At 59.6% G+C, this 24,978-nt stretch carries 18 protein-coding genes; 12 read left to right on the top strand and 6 right to left on the bottom strand.

The features are described 5' to 3' along the window. Nucleotides 1-67: 67 nt before the first annotated feature. The 4 genes from F7R06_RS14145 to F7R06_RS14130 all read left to right on the top strand — a co-directional run bounded on the left by F7R06_RS14145 (nucleotide 68) and on the right by F7R06_RS14130 (nucleotide 4,107). Complete coding sequence (locus F7R06_RS14145; RefSeq protein ID WP_034147901.1) at nucleotides 68-304, top strand: DUF1653 domain-containing protein; 237 nt, start codon at nucleotides 68-70, stop codon at nucleotides 302-304. A 113-nt stretch (nucleotides 305-417) separates the two neighbouring features. After that, nucleotides 418-3,045 (top strand): type I DNA topoisomerase, encoded by a 2,628-nt coding sequence (gene topA, locus F7R06_RS14140; RefSeq protein ID WP_090318536.1) that lies wholly within the window; start codon nucleotides 418-420, stop codon nucleotides 3,043-3,045. 151 nt (nucleotides 3,046-3,196) lie between these two features. Further along, nucleotides 3,197-3,721, top strand: coding sequence for a DUF6586 family protein (locus F7R06_RS14135; protein ID WP_090318540.1), 525 nt, complete (start codon nucleotides 3,197-3,199; stop codon nucleotides 3,719-3,721). A gap of 152 nt (nucleotides 3,722-3,873) precedes the next feature. After that, complete coding sequence (locus F7R06_RS14130; RefSeq protein WP_046041430.1) at nucleotides 3,874-4,107, top strand: hypothetical protein; 234 nt, start codon at nucleotides 3,874-3,876, stop codon at nucleotides 4,105-4,107. A gap of 91 nt (nucleotides 4,108-4,198) precedes the next feature. Here the strand turns inward: F7R06_RS14130 and sulA are convergent, their stop codons facing one another. Both sulA and lexA read right to left on the bottom strand, forming a co-directional pair. Next, complete coding sequence (gene sulA, locus F7R06_RS14125) at nucleotides 4,199-4,672, bottom strand: SOS-induced cell division inhibitor SulA (protein WP_090318543.1); 474 nt, start codon at nucleotides 4,670-4,672, stop codon at nucleotides 4,199-4,201. A 10-nt stretch (nucleotides 4,673-4,682) separates the two neighbouring features. Then, on the bottom strand, nucleotides 4,683-5,291 hold the full coding sequence (gene lexA, locus F7R06_RS14120; protein WP_090318547.1) for a transcriptional repressor LexA: 609 nt from the start codon (nucleotides 5,289-5,291) through the stop codon (nucleotides 4,683-4,685). 229 nt (nucleotides 5,292-5,520) lie between these two features. Between lexA and F7R06_RS14115 the strand changes: the two genes are divergently transcribed. The 3 genes from F7R06_RS14115 to F7R06_RS14105 all read left to right on the top strand — a co-directional run bounded on the left by F7R06_RS14115 (nucleotide 5,521) and on the right by F7R06_RS14105 (nucleotide 8,147). After that, on the top strand, nucleotides 5,521-6,228 hold the full coding sequence (locus F7R06_RS14115) for a TetR/AcrR family transcriptional regulator (protein ID WP_090318550.1): 708 nt from the start codon (nucleotides 5,521-5,523) through the stop codon (nucleotides 6,226-6,228). 170 nt (nucleotides 6,229-6,398) lie between these two features. After that, a complete protein-coding gene (nagZ, locus tag F7R06_RS14110) occupies nucleotides 6,399-7,397 on the top strand; it encodes a beta-N-acetylhexosaminidase (RefSeq protein ID WP_174552493.1) in 999 nt (332 codons plus the stop codon). Nucleotides 7,398-7,409: 12 nt separating this feature from the next. After that, nucleotides 7,410-8,147: an S-methyl-5'-thioinosine phosphorylase gene (locus F7R06_RS14105; RefSeq protein WP_090318554.1), complete on the top strand. Its 738-nt coding sequence runs from the start codon at nucleotides 7,410-7,412 to the stop codon at nucleotides 8,145-8,147. Between the two features lie 140 nt (nucleotides 8,148-8,287). Here the strand turns inward: F7R06_RS14105 and F7R06_RS14100 are convergent, their stop codons facing one another. Genes F7R06_RS14100 through mfd form a run of 3 tightly spaced genes read right to left on the bottom strand, consistent with a single transcriptional unit; the run spans nucleotide 8,288 to nucleotide 15,018 of the window. Next, a complete protein-coding gene (locus tag F7R06_RS14100; protein ID WP_090318557.1) occupies nucleotides 8,288-10,981 on the bottom strand; it encodes a DEAD/DEAH box helicase in 2,694 nt (897 codons plus the stop codon). A gap of 10 nt (nucleotides 10,982-10,991) precedes the next feature. Continuing rightward, complete coding sequence (locus F7R06_RS14095; RefSeq protein ID WP_090318560.1) at nucleotides 10,992-11,558, bottom strand: CsiV family protein; 567 nt, start codon at nucleotides 11,556-11,558, stop codon at nucleotides 10,992-10,994. Between the two features lie 10 nt (nucleotides 11,559-11,568). Beyond that, nucleotides 11,569-15,018 (bottom strand): transcription-repair coupling factor, encoded by a 3,450-nt coding sequence (mfd, locus tag F7R06_RS14090; protein WP_090318564.1) that lies wholly within the window; start codon nucleotides 15,016-15,018, stop codon nucleotides 11,569-11,571. Between the two features lie 363 nt (nucleotides 15,019-15,381). Here mfd and F7R06_RS14085 point away from each other — a divergent pair, with 363 nt between their 5' ends. From F7R06_RS14085 to F7R06_RS14065, 5 genes are all read left to right on the top strand, one after another. Beyond that, the gene (locus F7R06_RS14085; protein ID WP_090318567.1) at nucleotides 15,382-16,845 is read left to right on the top strand and encodes a glyceraldehyde-3-phosphate dehydrogenase; all 1,464 of its coding nucleotides are present in this window, start codon (nucleotides 15,382-15,384) and stop codon (nucleotides 16,843-16,845) included. 533 nt (nucleotides 16,846-17,378) lie between these two features. Then, nucleotides 17,379-18,584 carry an HlyD family secretion protein gene (locus F7R06_RS14080; RefSeq protein ID WP_090318570.1) on the top strand — a complete coding sequence of 402 codons (1,206 nt, stop codon included), beginning with the start codon at nucleotides 17,379-17,381 and terminating at the stop codon, nucleotides 18,582-18,584. Further along, nucleotides 18,581-19,825, top strand: a complete 1,245-nt coding sequence (locus tag F7R06_RS14075) for a hypothetical protein (protein ID WP_090318573.1) — start codon at nucleotides 18,581-18,583, stop codon at nucleotides 19,823-19,825. The genes F7R06_RS14080 and F7R06_RS14075 overlap by 4 nt, the downstream gene beginning before the upstream one ends. Before the next feature lies 1 nt (nucleotide 19,826). Further along, on the top strand, nucleotides 19,827-21,977 hold the full coding sequence (locus F7R06_RS14070; RefSeq protein ID WP_090318576.1) for a glycosyltransferase family 2 protein: 2,151 nt from the start codon (nucleotides 19,827-19,829) through the stop codon (nucleotides 21,975-21,977). A gap of 9 nt (nucleotides 21,978-21,986) precedes the next feature. Continuing rightward, entirely contained in the window at nucleotides 21,987-23,426 is a 1,440-nt protein-coding gene (locus F7R06_RS14065; protein ID WP_090318579.1) for an efflux transporter outer membrane subunit, read from the top strand. Between the two features lie 97 nt (nucleotides 23,427-23,523). Here the strand turns inward: F7R06_RS14065 and tcuC are convergent, their stop codons facing one another. Continuing rightward, entirely contained in the window at nucleotides 23,524-24,822 is a 1,299-nt protein-coding gene (gene tcuC, locus F7R06_RS14060) for an MFS transporter (protein WP_090318582.1), read from the bottom strand. Between the last annotated feature and the right edge of the window lie 156 nt (nucleotides 24,823-24,978).

Genomic DNA, 24,978 nt, shown 5'->3' with positions numbered 1-24,978 from the left:
CCCGGTTTTTGTTTTTCCGGATTTATTTTTATTTTTATTTTGAAAAGATTTGAGTGAGGGCCGAAGCATGCCGATACAACCTGGGCTCTACCAACATTACAAAGGTCCGCAGTACCGTGTATTCAGTGTTGCACGGCACTCGGAAACCGAAGAAGAAGTGGTCTTCTACCAAGCCCTGTATGGCGATTACGGCTTTTGGGTGCGTCCCTTGAGCATGTTCCTGGAGTCGGTCGAAGTTGACGGCGAGCAGGTGCCACGCTTTGCTTTGGTGCAAGCCGAACCGAGTGTTTTTTCCAAGCCATAAGCTGAGTGCGCGCAAAACCCTGCGCTTGACCTCACCTTGTAGCCACTATATATAGCGGTGCCGCGTCAGGCGCCAACGCCTTTCACTTCTAGAATTCAGGAATTTTCTGATCCATGGGCAAATCGCTGGTCATTGTGGAATCCCCGGCTAAGGCCAAGACCATCAACAAGTATCTGGGTAACCAATACGTGGTGAAGTCGAGTATCGGCCATATCCGAGACCTGCCCACCAGCGGTTCGGCTAGCGCCAGCAAAGAGCCAGCCGCCAAGCGCGGCAAGGCTGTTGCGGGTGAAGCGCCGGCACTGTCGCCGAAAGAAAAGGCGCGCAAGCAGCTGGTCGCTCGCATGGGGGTCGATCCCGATCATGGCTGGAAAGCCAAGTACGAGATCCTCCCAGGCAAGGAAAAGGTCATCGAAGAGCTGCGCCGGCTCGCCAAGGATGCTGACACCATCTACCTCGCAACCGACTTGGATCGCGAGGGGGAAGCCATTGCCTGGCACCTGCGCGAAGCCATCGGTGGTGACGACAGCCGCTACAAGCGCGTGGTGTTCAACGAAATTACCAAGAAGGCGATTCAGGAAGCCTTTTCCCAGCCGGGCGAGCTGGACATCGATCGTGTGAACGCCCAGCAGGCGCGTCGTTTCCTCGACCGCGTGGTGGGTTACATGGTATCGCCGCTGCTGTGGGCCAAGATTGCCCGTGGCCTGTCCGCCGGTCGTGTGCAGTCGGTTGCCGTGAAACTGGTGGTCGAGCGTGAGCGTGAGATCCGTGCGTTCATTCCGGAAGAATATTGGGAGGTTCACGCTGACCTCGGCACCGCCAAGGGTGCAACCGTGCGTTTCGACGTCGCTCGCGAAAAGGGCGAAGCCTTCAAGCCGCTCAACGAAGCCCAGGCCATGGCCGCGCTGGAGAAGCTCAAGGCTTCCAGCTACAGCATCGTCAAGCGCGAAGACAAGCCGACCAGCAGCAAGCCATCGGCCCCGTTCATCACTTCCACCCTGCAGCAGGCCGCGAGCAACCGCCTGGGCTTCGGCGTGAAGAAAACCATGATGATGGCCCAGCGTCTGTATGAAGCCGGCTACATCACGTATATGCGTACCGACTCCACCAACCTCTCGGCAGACGCCGTGGCGATGGCGCGTACTTATATTGAAGGCGAGTTCGGCAAGAAGTACCTGCCGGAAACACCGAACGTCTATAGCAGCAAGGAAGGCGCCCAAGAGGCTCACGAAGCGATTCGTCCGTCCGACGCCAACACCGAGCCAAGCAAGCTCTCTGGCATGGAGCGTGATGCCGAGCGCCTCTACGAGCTGATCTGGCGCCAGTTCCTCGCCTGCCAGATGCTGCCGGCCCAATACCTGTCGACCACGGTCACTGTCGGCGCCGGTGACTTCGAGCTGCGCGCCAAGGGCCGTATCCTCAAGTTCGACGGTTACACCCGCGTCATGCCGCAAATCGCCAAGCCAGGTGATGATGACGTGCTGCCGGACATGGCCCAGGGCGACGCGATGAAGCTGATCAAGCTTGATCCGACCCAGCACTTCACCAAGCCGCCAGCGCGTTACTCGGAAGCCAGCCTGGTAAAGGAAATGGAAAAACGCGGCATCGGTCGTCCTTCGACCTATGCGGCGATCATTTCGACCATCCAGGACCGCGGTTACGTGGCGCTGCACAACCGTCGTTTTTATTCGGAAAAGATGGGTGACATCGTCACCGAGCGTCTGGCCGAAAGCTTCTCCAACTTGATGGACTACGGCTTTACTGCCGGCATGGAGGAGAACCTCGATGACGTGGCCCAGGGCGAGCGCGACTGGAAAAACGTGCTCGACGAGTTCTACGGCGACTTCAAGAAAAAACTCGAAGTGGCCGAAGGCGCGGAAAACGGCATGCGGGCGAACCAGCCGGTGATGACCGATATTCCGTGCACGACCTGCGGTCGCCCAATGCAGATTCGTACCGCATCGACCGGAGTATTCCTCGGTTGCTCGGGCTACAGCCTGCCACCGAAAGAACGCTGCAAGGCGACCGTCAACCTGGTGCCCGGCGATGAAATCGCTGCGGACGACGAGGGTGAGTCGGAATCCCTGGTATTGCGCGGCAAGCATCGCTGCCCGATCTGCAGTACGGCGATGGACGCTTATCTGCTCGACGAGAAGCGCAAGCTGCACATCTGCGGTAACAACCCGGATTGCGATGGCTACGAAATCGAAGAGGGCAACTATCGCATCAAGGGCTACGAAGGTCCTAGCCTGGAGTGCGACAAGTGCGGCAGCGAGATGCAACTCAAGACCGGTCGTTTCGGCAAGTTCTTCGGTTGCACCAACCCGACGTGCAAGAACACTCGCAAACTGCTGAAGAGTGGTGATGCGGCGCCGCCAAAGATGGATCCGGTGAAGATGCCTGAGCTGAAATGCGAAAAGGTCAACGACACCTACATCCTGCGCGACGGTGCATCCGGTCTGTTCCTGGCGGCGAGCCAGTTCCCGAAAAACCGTGAGACTCGTGCGCCATTGGTCATGGAGATCATTCCGCACAAGGATGAGATCGATCCGAAGTATCATTTCCTCTGCGAAGCGCCGAAGAAAGATCCGGACGGCCTCCCGGCAGTGATCCGTTACAGCCGCAAGACCAAAGAGCAGTACGTGCAGACAGAAGTCGACGGCAAGCCGACTGGCTGGAAGGCGTTCTACGACGGTGGCAAGTGGAAGGTCGAGGACAAGCGACCGGCTGCGAAGGCGTAAAATCGCAATACCTTGCAGGAGTGAGCGCGTTCGCGATGAGCGTGAGAGTAGCGCGGGCATTCTGAAGGCCCGCGTCATCGTTGACGACCATCGCGAGCTCGCTCCTGCATGACCTGCGTGATGCAATTATTTCGTTGTGGAGACTGCCGCCATGGCCCACGAGCTCTATACCCGTACCAATCAAAAGATTTATTTCGCCGGACTGTCCCTGGAGGCGCTCGCCAAAGCTGAAGAGGGGCGGGCAATGAACTCTCTGGCGCTGATTCAGGCTGGTCGTGAGTCGACGTTGTTTCACCTGTACGGTGCGCTGTTGGGGTTGTGTCACGAGATCGCTGGCTTCTATCGCTTGCCTCAGGCCAATGCATCACGGGCCGAAACGTTGCTGACTCGCGAAGTCCTGGAAACCATCGCCATTCCTGAGCTGGCCGAGATGATCGAACTGGCCAACAACCCGGAAACCTGGCTGGCCAAGTTGCTGGCGGCTCATAAAGCATTGTTCCAGCCACCCCGCGCACCGCACAAACCCAAGGGCGACGTGACGCAGCCGTTGATTCTGGCCGTGAATCTGGATGAAGAAGAGGTGCCTGAGGAGTTGAGCCGCGACGAGCTGGAGAGCTGGCGACAGAACCTTAAAAGTCTGGCGATCCGTTTTCGTGATGGCTTGAACGAGTGCTGAGAAATTGAGCGACTGGTGGATACCTTTAAAGGCTATCCGCCCCAAGGACGACTGCTAAAAGATAACTCCGTGCAATGACATCTGGTCAAGATCCCGAGCGGAGTGTGGCCGATGCCTATATAATCCCCGCCTTTCGTGGAGAACAGACCTTTATGCCAACGTCCTTTCTAGAAATTGTCGAGTTACCAGACGGCCGTATTGAGCTGCGCAGGGCTGAGGACGAGGGTTCTCTGGTGACTTTGGATTTCTCCGAGGACGCCAAAGCGTTCCTTCAAGGCCAGCACGTGGAAGTCGCCAAGGCGATGTTGAGCGTTGGTGTGCAGATGGCAGGACGCCTGGTTGAAGGCGAGTTCGATAAGGAAGAGGGCTCGCGGGTCCTTCATTGATCCCGCCCGTCGGATTTTCAGTATCCAGTTGTAGATCAGCTTCTCTGTCCCTGGAGAAGCCCTGCGCCGGTCAAGGCGCAGTATGTGTCAGTCAACCCAATCGAATATTCAGGCTTTGAGCGTCCCCGGTCCGGGCTGCGCTGATCAACTGTTGCCGCGAGTTCGCGGTCAGCGGATTGAGCCAGCTGACAACCGTGTGGCTTCGACCCAGGCGAAGGGCTTCGCAGGTCAGTTGCTGAGCGCTCTGAGTGCCGCGCGGCTGCAACAACAGAATACGTTCGCGATTGAGGCCGGCGTCCCGTAGCCAAGCCTGGGTCAGACTGGCGGGCGGGGCGATCAGCGTCAGCCAGCGCGCATCCTGATCCTGGCTCAATTCCCTGAGGATTGGTGCCAGAAGGTTCAGGCAGTTTCCGGCGGCACCACGCAGAGACAACTCACTGAAGACCTCGGGTTCCGCGCTCCATGGCGACTCGACCACTTCCTTCAGAATTGGCGCCAATGGCTGCGCCATGAACGCCTCGAACAACGGCAGTTGGGCTTGCTGTGATGTGTGTGGGAACTGCATAAAGCCTCCTTTAGCGGCGAATGACGCCGACACTCAAGCCTTCGATCACCAGTTCCTGATCTTTAAGGTTTACTTCGATAGGGGCGAAGTCAGGGTTTTCGGCGATCAGCCAGACTTTGCTGCCGTCACGCTTGAAGCGCTTGACGGTCACTTCGTCGCCGATCCGAGCGACCACGATCTGGCCGTTGCGGGCTTCACGGGTGGTGTGCACCGCCAGCAGGTCGCCATCGAAGATACCGACGTCTTTCATGCTCATGCCATGTACCCGCAGGAGGTAGTCGGCGCGAGGATGGAAAAACGAAGGATTAATGTTGCAGGATTCCTCGACGTGCTGTTGAGCGAGGATCGGCGCGCCAGCGGCAACGCGGCCAATGATCGGCAGGCTGGAATCGTCGGCCTTGGCCTCGAAACCGGGAATGCGAATCCCGCGAGAGGCGCCGGGCGTCATCTCGATGGCACCCTTGCGGGCCAGCGCCTTGAGGTGTTCTTCTGCCGCATTGGGTGATTTGAAACCCAATTCCTGAGCGATTTCCGCGCGGGTTGGCGGGTAGCCGTTGTCTTCTAGGCAGCGTTTGATGAAGGCCAGAATCTCTGCTTGGCGTGGCGTCAGCTTTAGCATAATGATCGCTCTGTCTTTTTATACAGTGACTGGGATTATATACAGTGAAACGGTCTTGGCAATGCCCCTTTTTTTGCCTGCCGCCAGACGGTCGATCAGCCTTCTGATTGAAGCTTTGCGGTTGTATGGTTAAATGTCTGACTGACCATTCCCAAATTGAACTGCCAGACTTGACAATACTCAGGCTGAAACGTATGTTTCAAACAAGTGTTTGTCAGGCGGAGTAGTCATGGCCCAGTCGGAAACCGTAGAACGCATTCTTGATGCTGCCGAGCAGTTGTTCGCGGAAAAAGGTTTCGCCGAAACCTCGTTGCGTCTGATAACCAGCAAGGCCGGTGTCAATCTGGCGGCGGTGAACTACCACTTCGGGTCGAAAAAAGCACTGATCCAGGCTGTCTTCTCCCGGTTTCTCGGGCCGTTCTGCATCAGTCTCGACAAAGAGCTGGAGCGTCGTCAGGCCAAGCCGGAGTACAAGGCGACACTTGAGGAATTGCTGGAAATCCTCGTCGAGCAGGCCCTGGTGGTCCAGCCGCGCAGTGGCAACGATCTTTCTATCTTCATGCGTTTGCTGGGTCTGGCTTTCAGTCAGAGCCAGGGGCATTTGCGTCGTTATCTGGAAGACATGTACGGCAAGGTGTTTCGCCGCTACATGATGCTGGTCAACGAAGCCGCGCCACGGATTCCGCCGATCGAACTGTTCTGGCGTGTGCACTTCATGCTGGGCGCCGCTGCGTTCAGCATGTCCGGCATCAAGGCCTTGCGCGCCATTGCCGAAACCGACTTCGGGGTGAATACCTCCATTGAGCAAGTCATGCGACTGATGGTGCCGTTCCTGGCTGCGGGCATGCGTGCCGAGTCCGGTGTCACCGACACGGCCATGGCCAGCGCTCAATTGCGTCCGCGTAGCAAGTCGACCGCGGTTGCCGCCAAGGTTTAACCCCGCACGGGTGGGCGCGGCAGCTGACATCCGCTAAGCTAGCCGCCCATGCCGACTCTCGTTCTGAATCCGTTCCCTATCGATATCGCCGATCTGCCGGGCACTGCCCATGGCGGCGAATTCGTGCGAGCCGGATTTTTCGTTATCAAGGAATCTCTATGACTGCTGGCCTGCAAGGCTCGTTGATGGTGGACGTCGCCGGTACCTGGCTGACGGCCGAAGATCGCCAATTGCTGCGCCAACCCGAGGTGGGTGGCCTGATTATTTTCGCTCGCAACATCGAGCATCCGCGTCAGGTCCGTGAGTTGAGTGCCGCAATCCGTGCCATTCGTCCGGATCTGTTGCTGGCGGTGGATCAGGAAGGCGGGCGTGTGCAGCGTCTGCGCCAGGGCTTCGTGCGACTGCCGGCGATGCGCGCCATTGCCGATAATCCGAATGCTGAGTACCTGGCCGAGCAGTGCGGCTGGATCATGGCAACTGAGGTGTTGGCTGTTGGCCTGGATCTTAGTTTCGCACCGGTACTTGACCTCGATTACCAGCGCAGCGCGGTGGTCGGTACCCGTTCGTTCGAAGGCGACCCGGCGCGTGCGGCTCTGCTGGCCGGTGCGTTCATTCGTGGCATGAACAGCGCGGGCATGGCTGCCACCGGCAAGCATTTTCCCGGTCACGGTTGGGCCGAGGCCGATTCCCACGTGGCGATTCCGAACGACGAGCGCAGTCTCGACGAGATCCGCGCCAATGACCTGGTGCCGTTCGCCAGGCTGAGTAAACAACTGGCAGCGATCATGCCGGCGCATGTCATCTACCCTCAAGTCGATTCCCAGCCTGCCGGTTTCTCCCGGCGCTGGTTGCAGGACATTCTGCGCGGTGAGTTGCAATTCGACGGTGTGATCTTCAGCGATGACCTGTCCATGGCCGGCGCCCACGTAGTGGGTGATGCCGCCAGTCGCATTGAAGCGGCCTTGACCGCCGGTTGCGACATGGGCCTGGTGTGCAACGATCGCGCTGCCGCCGAGCTGGCCCTGAGCGCCGCGCAACGCCTGAAAGTCAAGCCGTCCGCACGCATCGCACGAATGCGCGGTCAGTCGTTTGCGAACACAGAATACCGTCAGGATCCGCGTTGGCTGGTTGCCGTCGGCGCGCTCAAAGAAGCTCAATTGATCGATTAAGGGCGGTTTGTTATGACGGTTTACGCGATTATCGGTGGTACCGGCCTCACCCAGCTCGAAGATCTGCGCATTCGTCAGTCATTAGCGGTGGACACCCCTTACGGCGCGCCCTCTGCCGAGGTGCAGGTCGGCGAGTACGCAGGCAAGGAAGTGCTGTTCCTTGCCCGTCATGGTCACCCGCACCGTTTCCCGCCGCATCAGGTGAACTACCGCGCCAACCTCTGGGCGCTGAAACAGGCCGGGGCCGAGGCGATTCTCGCGGTGAACGCGGTGGGTGGCATTCATGCGGCGATGGGCACTGGGCATTTTTGCGTGCCGCATCAGTTGATCGACTACACCAGTGGTCGCGAGCACACTTACTTTGCCGATGATCTGGAGCAGGTCACGCACATCGATTTCAGCTATCCCTACAGCGAACCGCTGCGTCAGCAATTGATCGCGGCGCTGGCCGCTGAAGGCGTCGGTTACAGCAGCCATGGCGTGTATGCCTGTACCCAGGGCCCGCGCCTGGAAACCGTTGCCGAGATCGCGCGCCTGGAGCGTGACGGTTGCGACATCGTCGGCATGACCGGAATGCCGGAAGCGGCCCTGGCTCGTGAGCTGGAGCTGGATTACGCCTGTCTGGCGCTGGTGGTGAATCCGGCGGCAGGCAAGTCGACTGCGGTGATCACCATGGCCGAGATCGAGCAGTCGTTGCATGACGGGATGGGCAAGGTGAAGTCGACGCTGGCGCGGGTGCTCAGGGGCTGAGTCAGGCTTGGCACCGAGTCGCTTCCATCGCGGGCAAGCCCGCTCCCACACTGTTCGCGTCGAACACAAATTTTGTGAACACCACTGAACCTGTGGGAGCGGGCTTGCCCGCGATGGCGTTCTACCGGGCGCCGCCGTTCTCAGCGCTTCTCCAGCTTATCCGGCAACGGCGCGAACAACGCCTCGATATCATCGCTCTGCAGTTTCCAGTCCCCGGCCTGACGTCCATCCAGCACGCCCGCCGCGAGGTCGGATTTTTCTTTTTGCAGATGCTGAATCTTCTCTTCCACCGTGCCGCGCGCGATCAACTTGTAGACGAACACTGGCTTCTCCTGACCAATGCGATAGGCACGGTCGGTCGCCTGATTTTCAGTCGCAGGGTTCCACCACGGATCGTAATGAATCACCGTATCTGCTTCCGTGAGGTTCAGGCCCACGCCGCCTGCCTTCAAGCTGATCAGAAATATCTGACGTTTGCCGCTCTGGAAGTCCTTCACTGGCGTGCGTCGATCACGGGTCTGTCCGGTCAACAGGGCGTAGGCCACTCCGCGTTTGTTCAGCTCATCTTCGATCAACGACAGCATCGAAGTGAATTGCGAGAACAGCAAAATCCGCCGCCCTTCCTCAAACAGCTCTTCGAGCATTTCCATCAGGCTGTCGAGTTTGCCCGAAGTGCTGCCACGCGCCGGTAGGGTGGCGTCGTTGACCAGGCGTAAATCGCAGCACACTTGCCGCAATTTCAGCAGCGCCTCAAGGATGATGATCTGGCTGCGCGCCACGCCCTTGCGGGTGATCTCGTCGCGAACCTTCTTGTCCATGGCCAGGCGCATCGTTTCATAAACGTCGCGTTGGGCTTCGTTGAGCTCGACCCAGTGGATGATCTCGGTTTTCGGCGGCAACTCGGTCGCCACCTGTTCCTTGGTGCGACGTAACAGGAAGGGTTTGATCCGACCATTGAGGTGCTGAAGTCTGACTTCGCTGGCGCGCTTTTCGATCGGTACGCGGTAATCGCTGTTGAAGCTTTTGACGTCACCCAGCCAGCCTGGCAGCAGGAAATGAAACAGCGACCACAGTTCACCCAGGTGGTTCTCCAGTGGCGTGCCGCTCAGGCACAGGCGCTGACGGGCATTCAGTTCGCGCGCTGCCTGGGCCGCCTTGCTGTTCGGATTCTTGATGTACTGCGCTTCGTCCAGTACCAGTATGTGTAATGGCTGAGCTGCCAGGCGTTCGACATCCTTGGGCAGCAAGGCGTAGGTGGTCAGGATCAGGTCGTAATCGGCGAGGTTGTCGAAATGCTTTTTGCGGCTGGCGCCATACAGCGCCAGCACTTTGAGTTGTGGCGTGAAATGCGCCGCTTCGTCGAGCCAATTGGGGATCAGGCTGGTAGGCATTACCACCATGCATGGTCGGTCGAGTCGTCCGGCGTTTTTCTCCGTAAGAACATGCGCCAGAGTTTGCAGGGTTTTACCCAGGCCCATGTCGTCCGCGAGGATCCCGCCGACTTCCAGTTGTCGCAATGACTGCATCCAGCTCAAGCCTTCCAGCTGGTAGGGGCGCAGCGTCGCATTCAAGCCGTCCGGTGCCGTGGTGGTGTAGTCCTTGATGTCTCGCAAGCGTTGGGCAAAGGTGCGAATCTGTTCGCCGCCTTCCCATAGCAGCGGCAGGTCTTCCAGCGGATTCAGGCGCGTGGCGTCGGCCTTGCTCAGGCGTAGTGTGGTTTCACCAGGCTCTTGCAGGTAGAACTCGCCAAGGGTGGCCAGCACCGGCTTCAAGCGCCCGAAGGGCAGGGCGACTTGCAAGGGGCCCTGTTCGGAGTTCGGCCGGTTGGGAATGTTCACCAGGATCAACTCATCGTCGCGCCGTCGGGCGAGGCGTTCCGGGTTGAGGATTTCGGTGTGGGAACGCATCAGGTTCAACAGGATCGGCAGCAAGCTCAGCCGCTCGCCATTGACGATGATGCCCAGCTCCAGATCAAACCAGTCACGTTCCGGTGCCTGTTCGACGGTGGCGTACCAGTCGTCCACGGCGGTCAGGTCGAAACCGAAGTCTTCGTTGATCTGCAGCTCCCAGCCCTGGGTGCGCAGCTTCGGCAGTTCATTGAGGGTGAAGGTCAGCCAGGCGCTGTCATTGACCATCTCGAACAATTCGCCGGCACTTTCCGGCAGGGCTTTGCTCTGGCGGGTGGCGACTTTGAAACCGAGGATCCGCAGCTGTTCCCGGTAGGACTGTTCCACGTCCGGATGACGCTTTATCCGAAGTGTCTGTGTTTCCTGGCGAATCAGGATGTCGGCGTTTTTCTGCCCGGAAACGTACTCGTCCAGATAGCTGAAGGACAGCGCCGCGCGATGCTGGATATAGCGCTGCATCTTGCCATTGCGTGGCTCGAAGGCACTGAACTCGATGCTCGCCAGCCACAGGCGAGGCATAGGTTGCACGTTATCTATCAGGACTTGTGGCGGTGCTTTCGGACTGCGGTTTTCCAGTACGGCCTGCAGTTTCTCCAGAAGCTCGGCGTCCTTGGCGGCGGCGGGGTAATCGAGTGTTTCCTGCACCTGCAGCAAGACCGCCGCACAATGCTTGCAGTTGGTGTGCACCGGACAAGAGCAGGTGGCATCGACCATCAGCAAGGTGCCTTTGGCTGACTCACGCAGGCGAATGGTCTGACGATAAACGTTGCCGCCAGAGCCTTCGCAAGCGGCAATGATGGTCGCGTCGCCGGCCTCGACTATCCTGACGCGATTCTCCAGTGCGTAGCGGCGGCCGCGTTCGAGGCTCTGCTCCTTGAAGCGGCTGACCCAGGAGGGTGCCAGGGGTTTGCTCAGGGTCGCGGACATAGGGACTCAATCAGTCCGGAATTTCTTCGGGGGCTGGCCGAGGGGCGGGGATGGTCAGCGAGGTGATTTTGATCAGCAGGCCAAGGTGGCCGTTGTCGAGGAAGTTCAGCTGGCCGTTCTTGGTGTGGCTTTCCTGTTTCAGGCGTTCACTGGCGGTGACCAGGCCATCGGCGTTGATCTGGTTGATCCAGAAGTCTGCGTCGACGTCGGTGAAACGTCCCAGTTTCAGGTTGAGCGTGCCTTCGATCGGGAATTGACCGAATTGTTCCTTGCCCTCGCTGATCGCGACTTTGGTGGCTTCTTCGCCGAGCGTTTGTTGCCAGGCCTTGTGCAGCAACACGGTGTAGTCGGTACTGGCACTGAGTTTTGCCACTTCGCCATTGAGGCTCGGTGTGCGCAGGCTGTCGGGACTGATGGGCTGCGCGCCGGCGGCCCAGTCTTCCGGTGCGGCGCGACTGACAATGGGCGGCACAGCGTTCTGACGGACCAGAATCATTTCAACCTGATACAGATCGGCGGCAAACGCCGTGGGAGTGACCAAGGAGATCATCAAGGTCAGTAAGCGAAACAGGCGCATGCGGCGTCCTTCAAGCAGTTTTCGGGATGAGGCGCTCGAGCAGCGCCTCTACAGTATTAAAGCGCTCTTCCGGGCGTTCCATCGGGACCATGAACTTAAACACCGTGGCCCCTTCGAATTTGTAGCGTTTGGGCTGGCTCTGGATCAGTTTGATCAGCGTCAGCGGGTCGACCGGGGTTTGCGCGGCGAACTCGATGCGACCATCTTGCGGACCACCGTCGACCTTTCTGATGCCCAGCAATTCGGCCTGCAACTTCAGGGCGGTGATGCGCATCAGGTTCTTGGTCGGCTCTGGCAACAGGCCGAAGCGATCGATCATCTCCACTTGCAGGTCCTTCAGGCCTTCCTCGTCGGTGGCCGAGGCGATGCGCTTGTAGAGAATCAGGCGTGCGTGGACGTCCGGCAGATAGTCCTCGGGAATCAGTGCCGGCACCCGCAAGTTGACTTCCGGACCGCCACCCAGGGGTTGGTCGAGGTTCGGCTGCTCGCCCTTGCGGATCGACTTCACCGCACGTTCGAGCATTTCCATGTACAGCGTGAAACCGACCGCCTGGATCTGCCCGCTCTGACCATCGCCGAGCAATTCGCCGGCGCCACGGATTTCCAGGTCGTTGGTGGCGAGTACGAATCCCGCGCCGAGGTCCTGGGTGTTGGCGATCGCTTCCAGGCGTTTTTCCGCGTCCGGGGTGATTTGCTGGCGCGGTGGTGTCAGCAGGTAGGCGTAAGCCTGGTGGTGACTGCGTCCAACCCGTCCGCGCAACTGGTGCAGCTGCGCCAGGCCGAATTTGTCGGCGCGCTCGATGATGATGGTGTTGGCGCTCGGCACGTCGATGCCGGTCTCGATGATGGTCGAGGCGATCAGCACATTGAAGCGCTTGTGGTAGAAGTCGCTCATCACCTGTTCGAGTTCGCGCTCGCGCATCTGCCCGTGGCCGATGCCGATCCGTGCTTCCGGCACCAGTTCGGCGAGATCGGCGGCGCATTTCTCGATGGTCTTCACGTCGTTGTGCAGGTAGTAGACCTGGCCGCCACGCAGCAGCTCACGGAGCAGGGCTTCCTTGACCGTGCTCTTGTTTTGCTCCATGACGAAGGTCCGCACGGACAGGCGTCGGGCCGGCGGCGTGGCGATGATCGACAGGTCTCGCATGCCCGACACCGCCATGTTCAGCGTGCGCGGAATCGGCGTGGCAGTCAGGGTGAGAATGTCGACTTCGCTGCGCAGTGCCTTGAGCTGTTCTTTCTGGCGCACACCGAAACGGTGTTCTTCGTCGATGATCACCAGCCCGAGGTTTTTGATTTTGACGTCGTCCTGCAGCAACTTGTGCGTGCCGATGACGATGTCGATCTTGCCTTCGGCCAGGTCCGCCACCGCAGCATTCACTTCCTTGGCCGACTTGAAGCGGCTCATCACTTCCACGGTCACCGGCCAGTCGGCGAAGCGGTCGCGGAAACTGTTGTAGTGCTGCTGGGCGAGCAGGGTGGTCGGTACCAGAATCGCTACTTGCTTGCCGCCATGCACGGCGATGAACGCGGCGCGCATCGCCACTTCGGTCTTGCCGAAACCAACGTCGCCGCACACCAGGCGGTCCATCGGTTTTGGCGCGAGCATGTCTTCGCGCACCGCTTCGATGGTGGTTTGCTGGTCCGGGGTTTCTTCGAACGGGAAGCCGGCGCTGAAAGTCGCGTAATCGGCTTTCGGGTCGGCGAAGGCATAGCCTTCGCGGGCGGCGCGGCGCGCATAGATGTCGAGCAGTTCGGCTGCGACGTCGCGTACTTGTTCGGCGGCCTTGCGCTTGGCTTTCTGCCAGGTCTCGGAGCCCAGGCGGTGCAGCGGGGCCAAGGCGTCGTCGCTGCCGGTGTAGCGGGCGATCAGGTGCAGGTTGGCCACCGGCACGTAGAGCTTGGCGCCCTCGGCGTATTCCAGGGCAAGAAATTCGGCGGTCTGGCTGTCGATTTCCAGGGTGGCGAGGCCGAGGTAGCGACCGACCCCGTGATCGATATGCACCACCGGTGCGCCTTCGCGCAGTTCGGTGAGGTTCTTGATCACCGCATCGTTGTTGGCGTCGGCGCGTTTTTCGCGGCGACGGCGCTGCATCACGCGCTGCCCGAACAACGGGCTTTCGGCCACCAGGGCCAGGGCCGGATCGTCCAGCAGCAGGCCTTCATCCAGCGGCGCGATGGTGATCGCCAGGCGCTCCTTGCCCGCCACGAAGTCCGGCCAGCTGTCGACGGTCTTGGGTCGCAGCTTCAAGCGTTCCAGCAGTTCCAGCAGCACTTCGCGCCGGCCTGCGGATTCGGCAGTAAACAGTACGCGTCCGGGAAATTCGTCGAGAAAACCGGACAACGCCGCCAGCGGTTGGGTGGCCTTGGCTTCGATGGCCAGGTTCGGCAGTTCCCGGGCAGGGAAGCGCTCGCGACCGGCACCGGATTCCACGTCCTGTTGACTGGCGACCACCCGTGGCCAGTTTTTCAGGCGCGCGAAGCAGTCCTCCACCGGCAGGAACAACTCGGCGGGTGGCAATAAAGGACGGGAGGGATCGACACGCCGCTCTTCATAGCGATTGCGCACGTCGTTCCAGAAGTTTTCCGCTGCCTGTTCGATGCCTGGCAATGAGAACACTTGAGTGTCCTGGGGCAGGTAGTCGAACAGCGTTGAGGTTTCCTCGAAGAACAACGGCAAGTAGTACTCGATGCCGGCCGGGGTAATCCCGCTGCTCAAATCCTGAAAGATCGGGCAGCGGCGGAAGTCGACGTCGAAGCGCTCGCGAAAACGTGCCTTGAAACGGGTCACGGCTTCTTTCTGCAGCGGGAGTTCCTTGGCCGGCAACAGCTTGACCGAATCGACCTTGTCGATGGAGCGCTGGTTCTCCGGATCGAAGGTGCGCAGGGTTTCGATTTCGTCGTCGAACAAGTCGATCCGGTATGGCAACTTGCTGCCCATCGGGAACAAGTCGATCAGCGAGCCGCGCACCGTGAATTCGCCATGCTCGTACACGGTATCGACGTAGCGATAGCCGGTGGCTTCGAGACGGGTGCGCATTTGCTCGACGTCGAGCTTCTGGCCGACGTCCAGCACCAGGCTGCTGCCGAGCAGAAATTTGGTCGGTGCCAGGCGATGCAGGGCGGTGGTGATCGGTACCACCAGCACGCCGTGCACCAGTTCCGGCAGTCGATACAGGCTGGCGATGCGCTGGGAAATGATGTCCTGGTGCGGCGAGAACAGGTCGTAGGGCAGGGTTTCCCAGTCCGGGAAATGCAGCACAGGCAAATCCGGGGCGAAGAAACTCAGCTCCTGTTCCAGCCGTTCGGCGCTTTGGCTGTCGGCGGTCAGTAGCAGGGTAAAGCGCTTGGCCGCGCTGGCGGCCTCGGCGATGGCCAGGCTCAGGGCGGCACCGGGCAGGTTGCCCCAATGCTGTTTACCTGCCGCGGCAGGGAGATGCGGTAGACGCAGAACGGGCACGGAAGGTTGAGCTCCAAGCGTTGCGACAAAGTCGGTAATTGTAGCGGCCTCGGGTGCCGCCTGTCAGTTGCAGACTGTGTCTATTACGCCGGTTTGGCGAAATGTAGTGGTAAAGACAAAAAACGCCTGTTTTTCACCAAAAATTATTGAATATGTAGTGGTAAAACGAACGAGTGTTACGGAGGGTTACGCACAACGCGGCGCATCTTCCAAAAAAATGACTCTGCTGCAAGCCCCGGTTTTATTGGGTTTGCGCCAGGCGTGATTTTTTTGAACGGAGAATTGTTACGGATCGCACGACAAGCGCGCATTGCTACGTGAGTCACTCGGCGGCATAATGTAGCCCCTTTTTTCTGCCCCTACATGTGGAAGGTTACCGTGACTCAGAAGCCCGACCAGTGTCTTGGTGAATGGATCGACCGTGAAGCTCTCGCAGAAGCGATGATTCCGCTTATCGGTCAGCTCTACCGCAATAACAACGTGGTGAGCTCGATCTATGGCCGCAGTCTGATCAACCAGTCTGTCATCGCGATTCTCAAAGCTCACCGCTTTGCTCGCCACCGTTCTTCCGACGACAGCGAACTCTCCGTCCACGAAACATTCCCTCTGCTCAAGGCCATGAGCGAGCTCAAGCTCGGCGCGGCTTCGGTAGACCTGGGCAAGTTGGCGTTCAAATTCCGTAGCGAAGGCAACGGCCGCACTGCCGAGCAGTTCGTCCGCGAAGAACTGGCTGACGTGGTTGGTCAGCAAAACGCTTCCGCTCGCAAAGGCACCGACGTCGTCCTGTACGGCTTCGGTCGTATTGGCCGTCTGCTGGCGCGCATCCTGATCGAGAAAACCGGTGGTGGCGACGGCCTGCGTCTGCGCGCCATCGTTGTCCGCAAGGGCGCCGAGAATGATCTGGTCAAGCGTGCAAGCCTGCTGCGTCGTGATTCGGTTCACGGCCCGTTCGATGGCACCATCACCATTGATGAAGCCAACAACACCATCACCGCCAACGGCAACCTGATCCAGGTTATCTACGCGAAAAACCCGACTGAAGTGGATTACACCCAGTACGGCATCAAAGACGCGCTGCTGGTGGACAACACTGGTGTATGGCGTGACGCCGATGGCCTGGGTCAACACCTGGCCTGCCCGGGCATCGACCGCGTAGTTCTGACCGCGCCTGGCAAAGGCAAGCTGAAGAACATCGTTCACGGCATCAACCATGCCGAGATCACTGCTGACGACAAGATCATTTCGGCCGCTTCCTGCACCACCAACGCCATCGTGCCGGTGCTCAAAGCCGTGAATGACAAGTTCGGCATCGTCAACGGTCACGTTGAAACGGTTCACTCGTACACCAACGACCAGAACCTGATCGACAACTTCCACAAGGGCGATCGCCGTGGCCGTAGCGCCGCGCTGAACATGGTCATCACCGAGACCGGTGCTGCCACTGCCGCTGCCAAGGCCCTGCCTGAGCTGGCCGGCAAGCTGACCGGTAACGCGATCCGCGTTCCGACGCCAAACGTGTCGATGGCCATTCTCAACCTGAACCTCGAGAAGGCCACCACCCGCGAAGAGATCAACGAGTACCTGCGCCAGATGGCCATGCACTCTGATCTGCACAAGCAAATCGACTACGTCAACTCGCAGGAAGTGGTTTCCACCGACTTCGTCGGCTCGCGCCACGCAGGCGTTGTGGATGCTGAAGCGACCATCACCCAGGACAACCGCGTTGTACTGTACGTTTGGTACGACAACGAGTTCGGCTACAGCTGCCAGGTGGTTCGCGTGATGGAAGACATGGCCGGTGTAAACCCGCCAGCGTTCCCGCGCTAAGCCTTAGCGGTACATGAAAACGCCCCGACTTGGTCGGGGCGTTTTTTTTGTGTATCGCATCGCTACTTATATCTTTTTAATCTTTCTGATAAAAAACTCAGAATTATCTAAAAATAGATAAAAAGTTCACTTGAATATTAAAAATAAAAACTCTCAATGAAAATAAGTAGTTGTCGATCAAATCGACATGAGTCGTTTGAATGGATCCATTTCTTTGCGTGGTACATATTTGACGTCATTTATTTGTTAAATCCAAATGCTTGACACCCCTCGGGACTGAATCTAGTGTCGCCAATGTAAGCGCCCGCTCTGCCACGGGCCTGTTGAGCCGCTTCGTTATGGCTGTACAACAACTCTCCAAAAAGACAGGAATCTCATTCCTGCTCACATCACCATAAAATCCAATAAAACGGCGTCGGCTTAATTGCCGTGCAAAGAACAATTTCGTTTTGCTCACCCTGCCAAAAGTGTTTCGCAGTCACGGTTTGTTATTGCCTGACTGATATGCGGTTGGTCTATCGGGAGAGTCAAACATGGCAGAAGAACGCTCGAAGTTATTGTCACTGTTGCCACGCCTGGTGGGTTTGGGGGTCCTTGGATTTGTCGTCTGGTTACTGTTGTCGACTTTGCTGATGCCACTGGTATCCGCCTCGGCGACTCGGGCGATTTTGAATGCGCCTGTGATTCTTCTGACCACTCCGATTGACGGCGTGGTGAGTTCGTTGGAGGTCAAGCCCGGCACGACTTTCAGTCAGGGCCAGAAAATCGCGGTGGTGGAAAACCCGCGAGCCAACCAGGAAACCCTCCTCACCCTGCAAACCCGGCGCCTGACCCTGGAGCAACAATTGTCGTCTTCGGCCAGTCAGGCCGAGCACGATCAGCGGTACTACGAGGAGCTGGAGAAAACCAGCGAGCAGTACCAGGCCGCGTTTCACACTCGCCAGCTCTTCACTCAAAAAGCCCTGAAAGCCGAAAACAGTGCGGCCAGCGCGCGGTTGTTAGACGCCCAGGAAACCGTCGAGCGCAATCTCGAGTTGTTCGTCCAGGGGGCAGTGAGCAGTGCGGTGGTCGCTCAGTCGAAGGCTCAGCTGGCTTCGTTGCAAGGCGCGGCGGAATCGGTGCGTTCGCAATTGCGGATCACCGACGGCGACGTCAGTGCGGCAAGCAAGCAGGTTTACCTCGACCCCGATCAACTGCGCATGTTCGATCTCAGTGCACAGATGACCACGCTGAAACTCAGTCTGGAGAACCAGGCACGCAACCGCCGGGCCTATCAACAGGAGCTCGACAACCTCAATCAGTTGATCGAAACCGAGCAGAACCGGGTCAAGTTGATGGCCGGCTACGACGTCGTCGCATACTCGCCCGGTACGGTCCAGGAGTTGCTGGCGCCTCAGGGCACGCTGGTGCAGGCCGGCTCGACCTTGTTGCGCGCCACCGATTGCGGGCAAAGCTACGTGATTGCGGTGTTCCCCGAACGCATGGCCAGCAAGATCGACCGCGACAGCGTGCTCACAGTGAAAATCCGTGGCCTGGATCAGCCCCTCAAGGCCAGCGTGGTGCAGTTGCTGTCCAGCACATCGGACATTCGCGCCAACACCTACAGCGTGCCGTTCCCCTATGCCGAGCAGAATTCGGTGTACGTGGTCGGGACGTTTGCCGCGGACTTGACCGATGCCCAGCGAGCCATGACCTGCAATCCGGGTTTGTGGGCCAGTGCCGAGGTATCACGGCCATGAACGTCGTTCTACGCGGGGTATTGAGCTTGATGCTGCTCGGCAGCGGGGTGTCCGCCATGGCGGCTCAGGCGAGGCCGCAACTGGCGGCAATGACCTGTGCGGCGCTGGATCAAGCCGTGACAGCGCTGCCGGCCGGGCCGGTGCTGGTGGCCAGTTACCCGCCGCTGGATGGGCATCCTGCGCCGATCCTGGCCTTGCGCGGCGTGGCGTTCACCTACGACAACGCGCTGGCCAGCATCGCCTTGTTTGCGTGCGGCAAGGCTGAATCGGCGCGGCGGATCGCCGATGCACTGGCCTTCGCGACGCTGCACGATCCAGAGTATCAGGACGGGCGCCTGCGCAATGCCTACGCCGCCGGTGCCGTGGGTTCACCGTCGATGAAATTGCCGGGTTACTGGAGTGTCGAGCGCAACGCCTGGAATCAGGACGCGTATCAAGTCAGCAGCGCCACCGGCAATCAGGCGTGGGCGGCCCTGGCGCTGCTGGAGGCGTATCGACAAAGCGGTGAGGCGTCTTACCTGGAGGCCGCGCGAAAAATCCTGCACTGGTCGCAGAAACACACCTACGACGGACAATCCCCCGCCGGTTTCAGTGGTGGTTACTACGGGTACTTTTCCAAACAGATCCAGCAGAACTGGAAATCCACCGAACATAACGTTGACCTCGCCGCAGCGTGGTCGGCACTCGATGCGTTGGCCCCCAATAGCGATTCGGCAGCGCAGGCGCAGATTGCCCGGCAGTTTGTCTCGAGCCAGTGGGATGCCCGGGAAGGGCGCTTCCTGATCGGCACCGGTGCTGATGGCCGGACGTCTGACCGCGAGCGTTCCGGGCTCGATGCACAAATCTGGCCTTTGATAGCGCTACAAGATCCTCCCAGGGACTGGCGGCGCGTCTTCGCGTTCATTGATCACGCTCACCGTGCCGGCGAGGGCTATGGCTTCAACCGCGATCCCGATGGCCTGTGGACCGAAGGCACCGCGCAAGCCGCTGCCGTGGCGCGCTTGAGTGGCTTGGGCGACAAGGCGCAGCCGTTGTGGCGCGTGCTGCTGGCGCAACAGGCGGGCAATGGATGGCTGTATGCAACACCGGCACCGCGCATCAGTACCGGACTGGCCATCGGTCCGGACTCGGTCACCAATGACTTTTTCTACTACCACCTGCCTCACTTGGGCGCCACAGCGTGGGCGGCGATTGCGGCCACCGGCGTCAATCCTTTTACCGGCTTTCAAGAGGCTGACTGACATGCAGGCACTGGACTCGCTGCAACTGCTGCAAATCAATTTCTGGACGCTGGCGGCGGTGGTGCTGTTCACCTGCCTGACCCACCGTGATCAATGGGCCGCGCGGGCCGGTTTCGGCGCGGTCACCGCCTTGTTACTGGTCAACTACGCGGCCTGGCGAATTCGCGACACGTTGCCCGACGGTCATTCCGGATTTGCCACGGTCTGGGCCTACGCCTTCCTGTTTTTCGAAATGCTGGCGATTGGTTACACGTTGTTCTCGATTGTCGTGATGCTCTGTCGCACGGATCACCGCAAAGCGGCCGATGCCGGTGAGCGGCGTCTGCGTGCGCAAGGCAGTGCGGTGCCTGCGGTGGACATCTTCATCGCCACCTACAACGAAGGCCTCGATATCCTCGAAAAAACCATCATTGCCGCCCAGGCCATCGACTACCCGAACTTCACCATCTGGGTACTCGACGACACCCGGCGCGACTGGTTGCGCGATTACTGTGCCGAGGTGGGCGTGCAATACGCGCGGCGTCCCGACAATTCCCACGCCAAGGCCGGCAACCTGAATAACGGCTTGCGCCAGTCGGCGGCCGCCAGCAATGCGCCTTACATTCTGGTGCTCGATGCTGACTTCGCGCCGCAGCAACCGATTCTTTTACGCACGCTGGGACTGTTCGAGGACCCCAAGGTAGGCCTGGTGCAAACGCCGCAGTTTTACTACAACCCCGATCCGATCCAGCACAATCTCGGCACGTCGGCCTGCTGGGTGGATGAGCAGCGGGTGTTTTTCGATGTGTTCCAGCCGGCGAAGGATGGTTGGGATGCGGCGTTTTGTGTCGGCACGTCCTTCGTTGTGCGGCGCGATCTGATTACCGAAGTCGGCGGTTTTCCTACAGGTTCGGTGTGCGAAGACATCTACACGACCTACCGCTTGTTGCAGAAAGGCTACGTCACCCGCTGGTTGAACGAACGCCTGTCGATCGGTTTGTCCGCCGAGGGCCTGACCGAGTACATCAACCAGCGCGGGCGCTGGTGCCTGGGCACGATCCAGGTGGCACTGCTCAAGGAGGGCCCGCTGCGCGGCAGCGGCTACACGCTCAACGACCGACTGCACTATGTGCATGGCCTGATGCACTGGTTTTCCAAGCCGTTCATTTTGATGATGCTGGTTTCGCCGGTGCTCTATTGGTACTTCGGCATCGCCGGGTTCTACGCCAATCCGGCGGACTTCCTGGCCTTCGGCATGCCGGCGTTGATTGCCTTCTGGGGTTATGGCACCTGGGTCACCGACCGGCGCACCTTGCCGATTTTCACCGAGGTCACTCAGATCGTCGCCTCGCTGGCCGTCACGGCCACCATTGCCAGCGCCATGGTCCGACCGTTCGGGCGACCGTTCAAAGTCACCGCCAAGGGGCTCGATCGCTCGCGCACCATGGTGCACTGGAAGTTGTTCGGGTTCTTTTTTGCCTTGACGGCGTTTTCGCAGATCGGTGCGTACATCGCCATCAGCACTGCGGCTTCGTTTGACGGCAACATGATGTTCAACCTCTGCTGGACGGTGGTTGCGCTGGTCTACAACCTGGCCACGCTGGTGGCCTGCGTCGACCGGCCACGGTTGCATGGCGAGGAGCGTTTTCCATTCGACAAGGCCAGCGGATTTCGCTTCGGCGGCAAAGTCCTTCCGGGTCGCCTGGTGGACATTTCCCTGAGTGGCACGTCCTTTACCTGCGCCTTTGCCTCCTCGATCAAGCCGGGGCTGTGCGGCCAGGTGTGGGTCGACAAGTTGGGCTGGCTGGATGTGGAAGTCATGCGCAATCACGGCGATGACCGATTGGGCCTGAGGTTTGCGGACCTGGACGAAGGCGTGCGGCGCCAGCTGATTGCCCGGTTGTTCAGCGACGCGAGCATCAACGTCGTCAGCAAGGCAGAGCCGGCGCAGGCCTTTGGCACCTTACTGCAGCGTTCCCTGTTGGGGGAGAAGCGCCTGGCGCCGCGTGCGCCGAAACCGGTCAATCTGCCGTCCCACTTTTCGCCTGCGCGCTGGCGGCCGGTCCGGGTCCGTTCGCGTCAACCGTCTCTGCCGTCGCTCAATGTCAGTCGCACAAGCCTGTGGACACTGCTTCTTTCTCCCTTGCGAGCTTTGCTCGGCCAACGCTTGTAGGTGCGCGCCATGAACCGTTGCTTATCTACGTCTTGCTTCATGTCTTTGCTGTTGCTCGGTGGTTGTTCGCTGGAACCGACTTACGAGAAGCCAGATGCACCGATCGACCAACAGTGGCCGGCGAACACCGCCGGTGAATGTTGCGCAGGCAAGCAGGCGTTCGACAAAGACTGGCGCGGTTTCGTGGTCGATGAACGACTGCGCCAGTTGATCGAAATGGCCCTGGTCAACAACCGCAGCTTGCGCCAATTCGCGGCGAGCGTCGAAGTCGCACGGGCCGGCTATGACAGTGCCGAGTCGGGGCTTTTTCCTACCATCGGCATCGACACTTATGCTGGGCGCAGCAAGCTGCCGCCGCTGGTGCGCACGCCTGGCGGGGGCGCCACGGCCGGCAGTATCGCCAATACCTTTCAGGCCACGGCGGGTTTTACGTCCTACGAGTTGGACCTGTTCGGCCGCCTGCGCAGCCAACGCAATGCCGCGGGGGCGCGCTTCGAGGCGTCCGAGGCGGACTATCAAACGGCGCGGCTGGCGCTGATCGGCGAAGTCGCCAGCACCTGGTTGAGCCTCAAGGCCAATCAGCATTTGCTGGATCTCGCGCAAAACACCTACCAATCCCAGGGCCGCTACGGCCAGCTGTTGCGCAAGAGCTATAACCTGGGTTCCAGCGCCCGGATCGATGTGCATCAGGCCGACGCACAAACCAACACGGCGGCGGTGCAGGTCAACACTTACCGCATGCAGGTGGCACAGAACCTTAATGCACTGCGGGTGCTGGTGGGGCAGCCGGTGCCAGAGGGGCTGCTGCCTACGGGGCCGCTCGGTGAACGGATGGCCACACTGGATGTGCCGGCGGGATTACCCTCGGCACTGGTTGAGCGTCGGCCGGACATCATGTCAGCCGAGGCTCAATTGCGTGCCGCCAATGCGGATATCGGCGCGGCACGCACGGCGTACTTCCCGACCTTTTCCCTGACGTCGGCACTGGGCAGTCTGAGTGGGGATTTTTCCCGCTTGCTCAGTGGGCCGGCCGAGTTCTGGTCGGTGGCGCTGGCGGGCTCGTTGCCGTTGATCGACGGTGGCGGGCGACGGGCGCAAGTGGACGCCAGTCATGCGCGCTTCGATGGCCAGGCAGCGGCTTATGAGGCCACGGTTCAGAACGCTTTTCGCGAAGCCGCCGATGCCTTGAATGCCCGGCAGGAAATGCTCACGCAGGTGGAGTTCCAGAAAAAACTGGTGGGGGATTACCAGGAAGCCTATCGGCAATCGCGCCTGCGTTTCGAAGCAGGCATGGACAGCTATTTCTCCACCATGGATGCCCAGCGTTCGTTGTTTGATGCGCAGCAGAAGTGGGCACAGCTGGAGCTGGCACGGGAGATCAATCAGGTGACGTTGTACAAGGCGCTGGGAGGCGGGTGGAGTCAGTCGTTGAAGATGGCGGATCGGTGAGGTGATTTGAGGGCCTTTTCGTGAGCAGGCTCGCTCCCACAGGTTTTGTGGTGTTCACAAATTCTGTGGGAGCGGACTTGCCCGCGATATCGATCTGTCAGGCGCCGCCAGCCACTGACGCGCGCGCCGTGCGCAGTTCATGCTTGTTGCCGCGGAACAGTACCAGCGTCGCGACCAACCCCAGCACCGCCGCGGCACTGAGCCAGATCCCGGGTGCTGCTTTGTTGTCCAGCACATGAATCAGGTAAGTGCACGCCGCCGGAGTAAAACCGCCGAAAGTCGCCGTCGCCAGGCTGTAGGCCAGGGAGAAGCCGGTTGTACGAACTTCCACCGGCATGATCTCGGTCAGGGCCACCACCATGGCGCCGTTGTACGAACCATAGAGGAACGACAACCAGAGTTCGACGATCAGCAGATGGCTGAAGCTCGGGTTCGCCACCAGCCACGACAGTGCCGGGTAGGCGGTGAGAATCGCCAGAATCGTCGCCGCCAGCAGTAGGGGTTTGCGCCCGATCTTGTCCGACACCGAACCCATCACCGGCAACCAGAAGAAATTCGAGAGGCCGATACACACGGTGACCAGCAAGGCATCCATGTCCGACAGGTGCAGTTCGGCTTTACCGAAAGTCGGGGTGTAGGCGGTGATCAGGTAGAACGACACGGTGGTCATGACCACCAGCGCCATGCCGGCGATGACGATGCCGAAGTTCTGACTGATCGAGCGGACAATATCGCGAAGGGAAGGGCGATGCTTGCGGGCCTGGAACTCGGGTGTTTCTTCCAGCGAACGACGAATCACGAAGATCACCGGTACGATCATGCAACCGATCAGGAACGGTACGCGCCAGCCCCAATCACCCATTTGTTCCGGGCTGAGCCAATGGTTCAAGCCAACACCCAGCAGGCCGGCGAATACCACTGCGGCTTGCTGACTGGCGGACTGCCAACTGACGAAGAACCCTTTGCGGCCCGGCGTGGAAATTTCCGCCAGGTACACCGACACACCACCCAGTTCCACCCCAGCCGAGAAACCCTGCAGCAGTCGACCGAACAGCACGATCAGCGGCGCGGCGACACCGAGGGTCGCGTAGCCCGGCACGCAAGCGATCAATATCGTACCGGCGGCCATCAAGGCCAAGGTGATGATCAGCCCCTTGCGACGGCCATGGCGGTCGATATAGGCACCGAGAAAAATCGCCCCTAACGGGCGCATCAGGAAACCGGCCCCGAAAGTGGCCAGCGAGAGCATCAGGGAAGCGAAGGCGCTATCGGCAGGGAAGAAGGTTTTGGCAATGGCCGTGGCGTAGAAGCCATAGACCATAAAGTCGAACATCTCGAGGAAATTACCGCTGACAACGCGAAAAATCGCCTTGCCTTTGCCCGTATTAGAGGACATTAGAACGTACTCGCTGTTGGCTGTCTTATTGGAAATCCATGATTTGGAAACGTCCTTCCTGTCGCTGGGAAGGCTGGGCACCTTCGGCGAGCATTTGTAACAATATGTGTGGATATATGGATAGGCAACCATTAATTAGCTTGCTGCTTAAACGTT

The sequence above is a fragment of the Pseudomonas moorei genome, from assembly GCF_008801475.1.
In the GTDB taxonomy this organism is placed as follows: Bacteria; Pseudomonadota; Gammaproteobacteria; order Pseudomonadales; family Pseudomonadaceae; genus Aquipseudomonas; species Aquipseudomonas moorei.
Note: the sequence above shows the minus strand (reverse complement) of the source record. Positions and strands in the feature narration are given on the sequence as shown.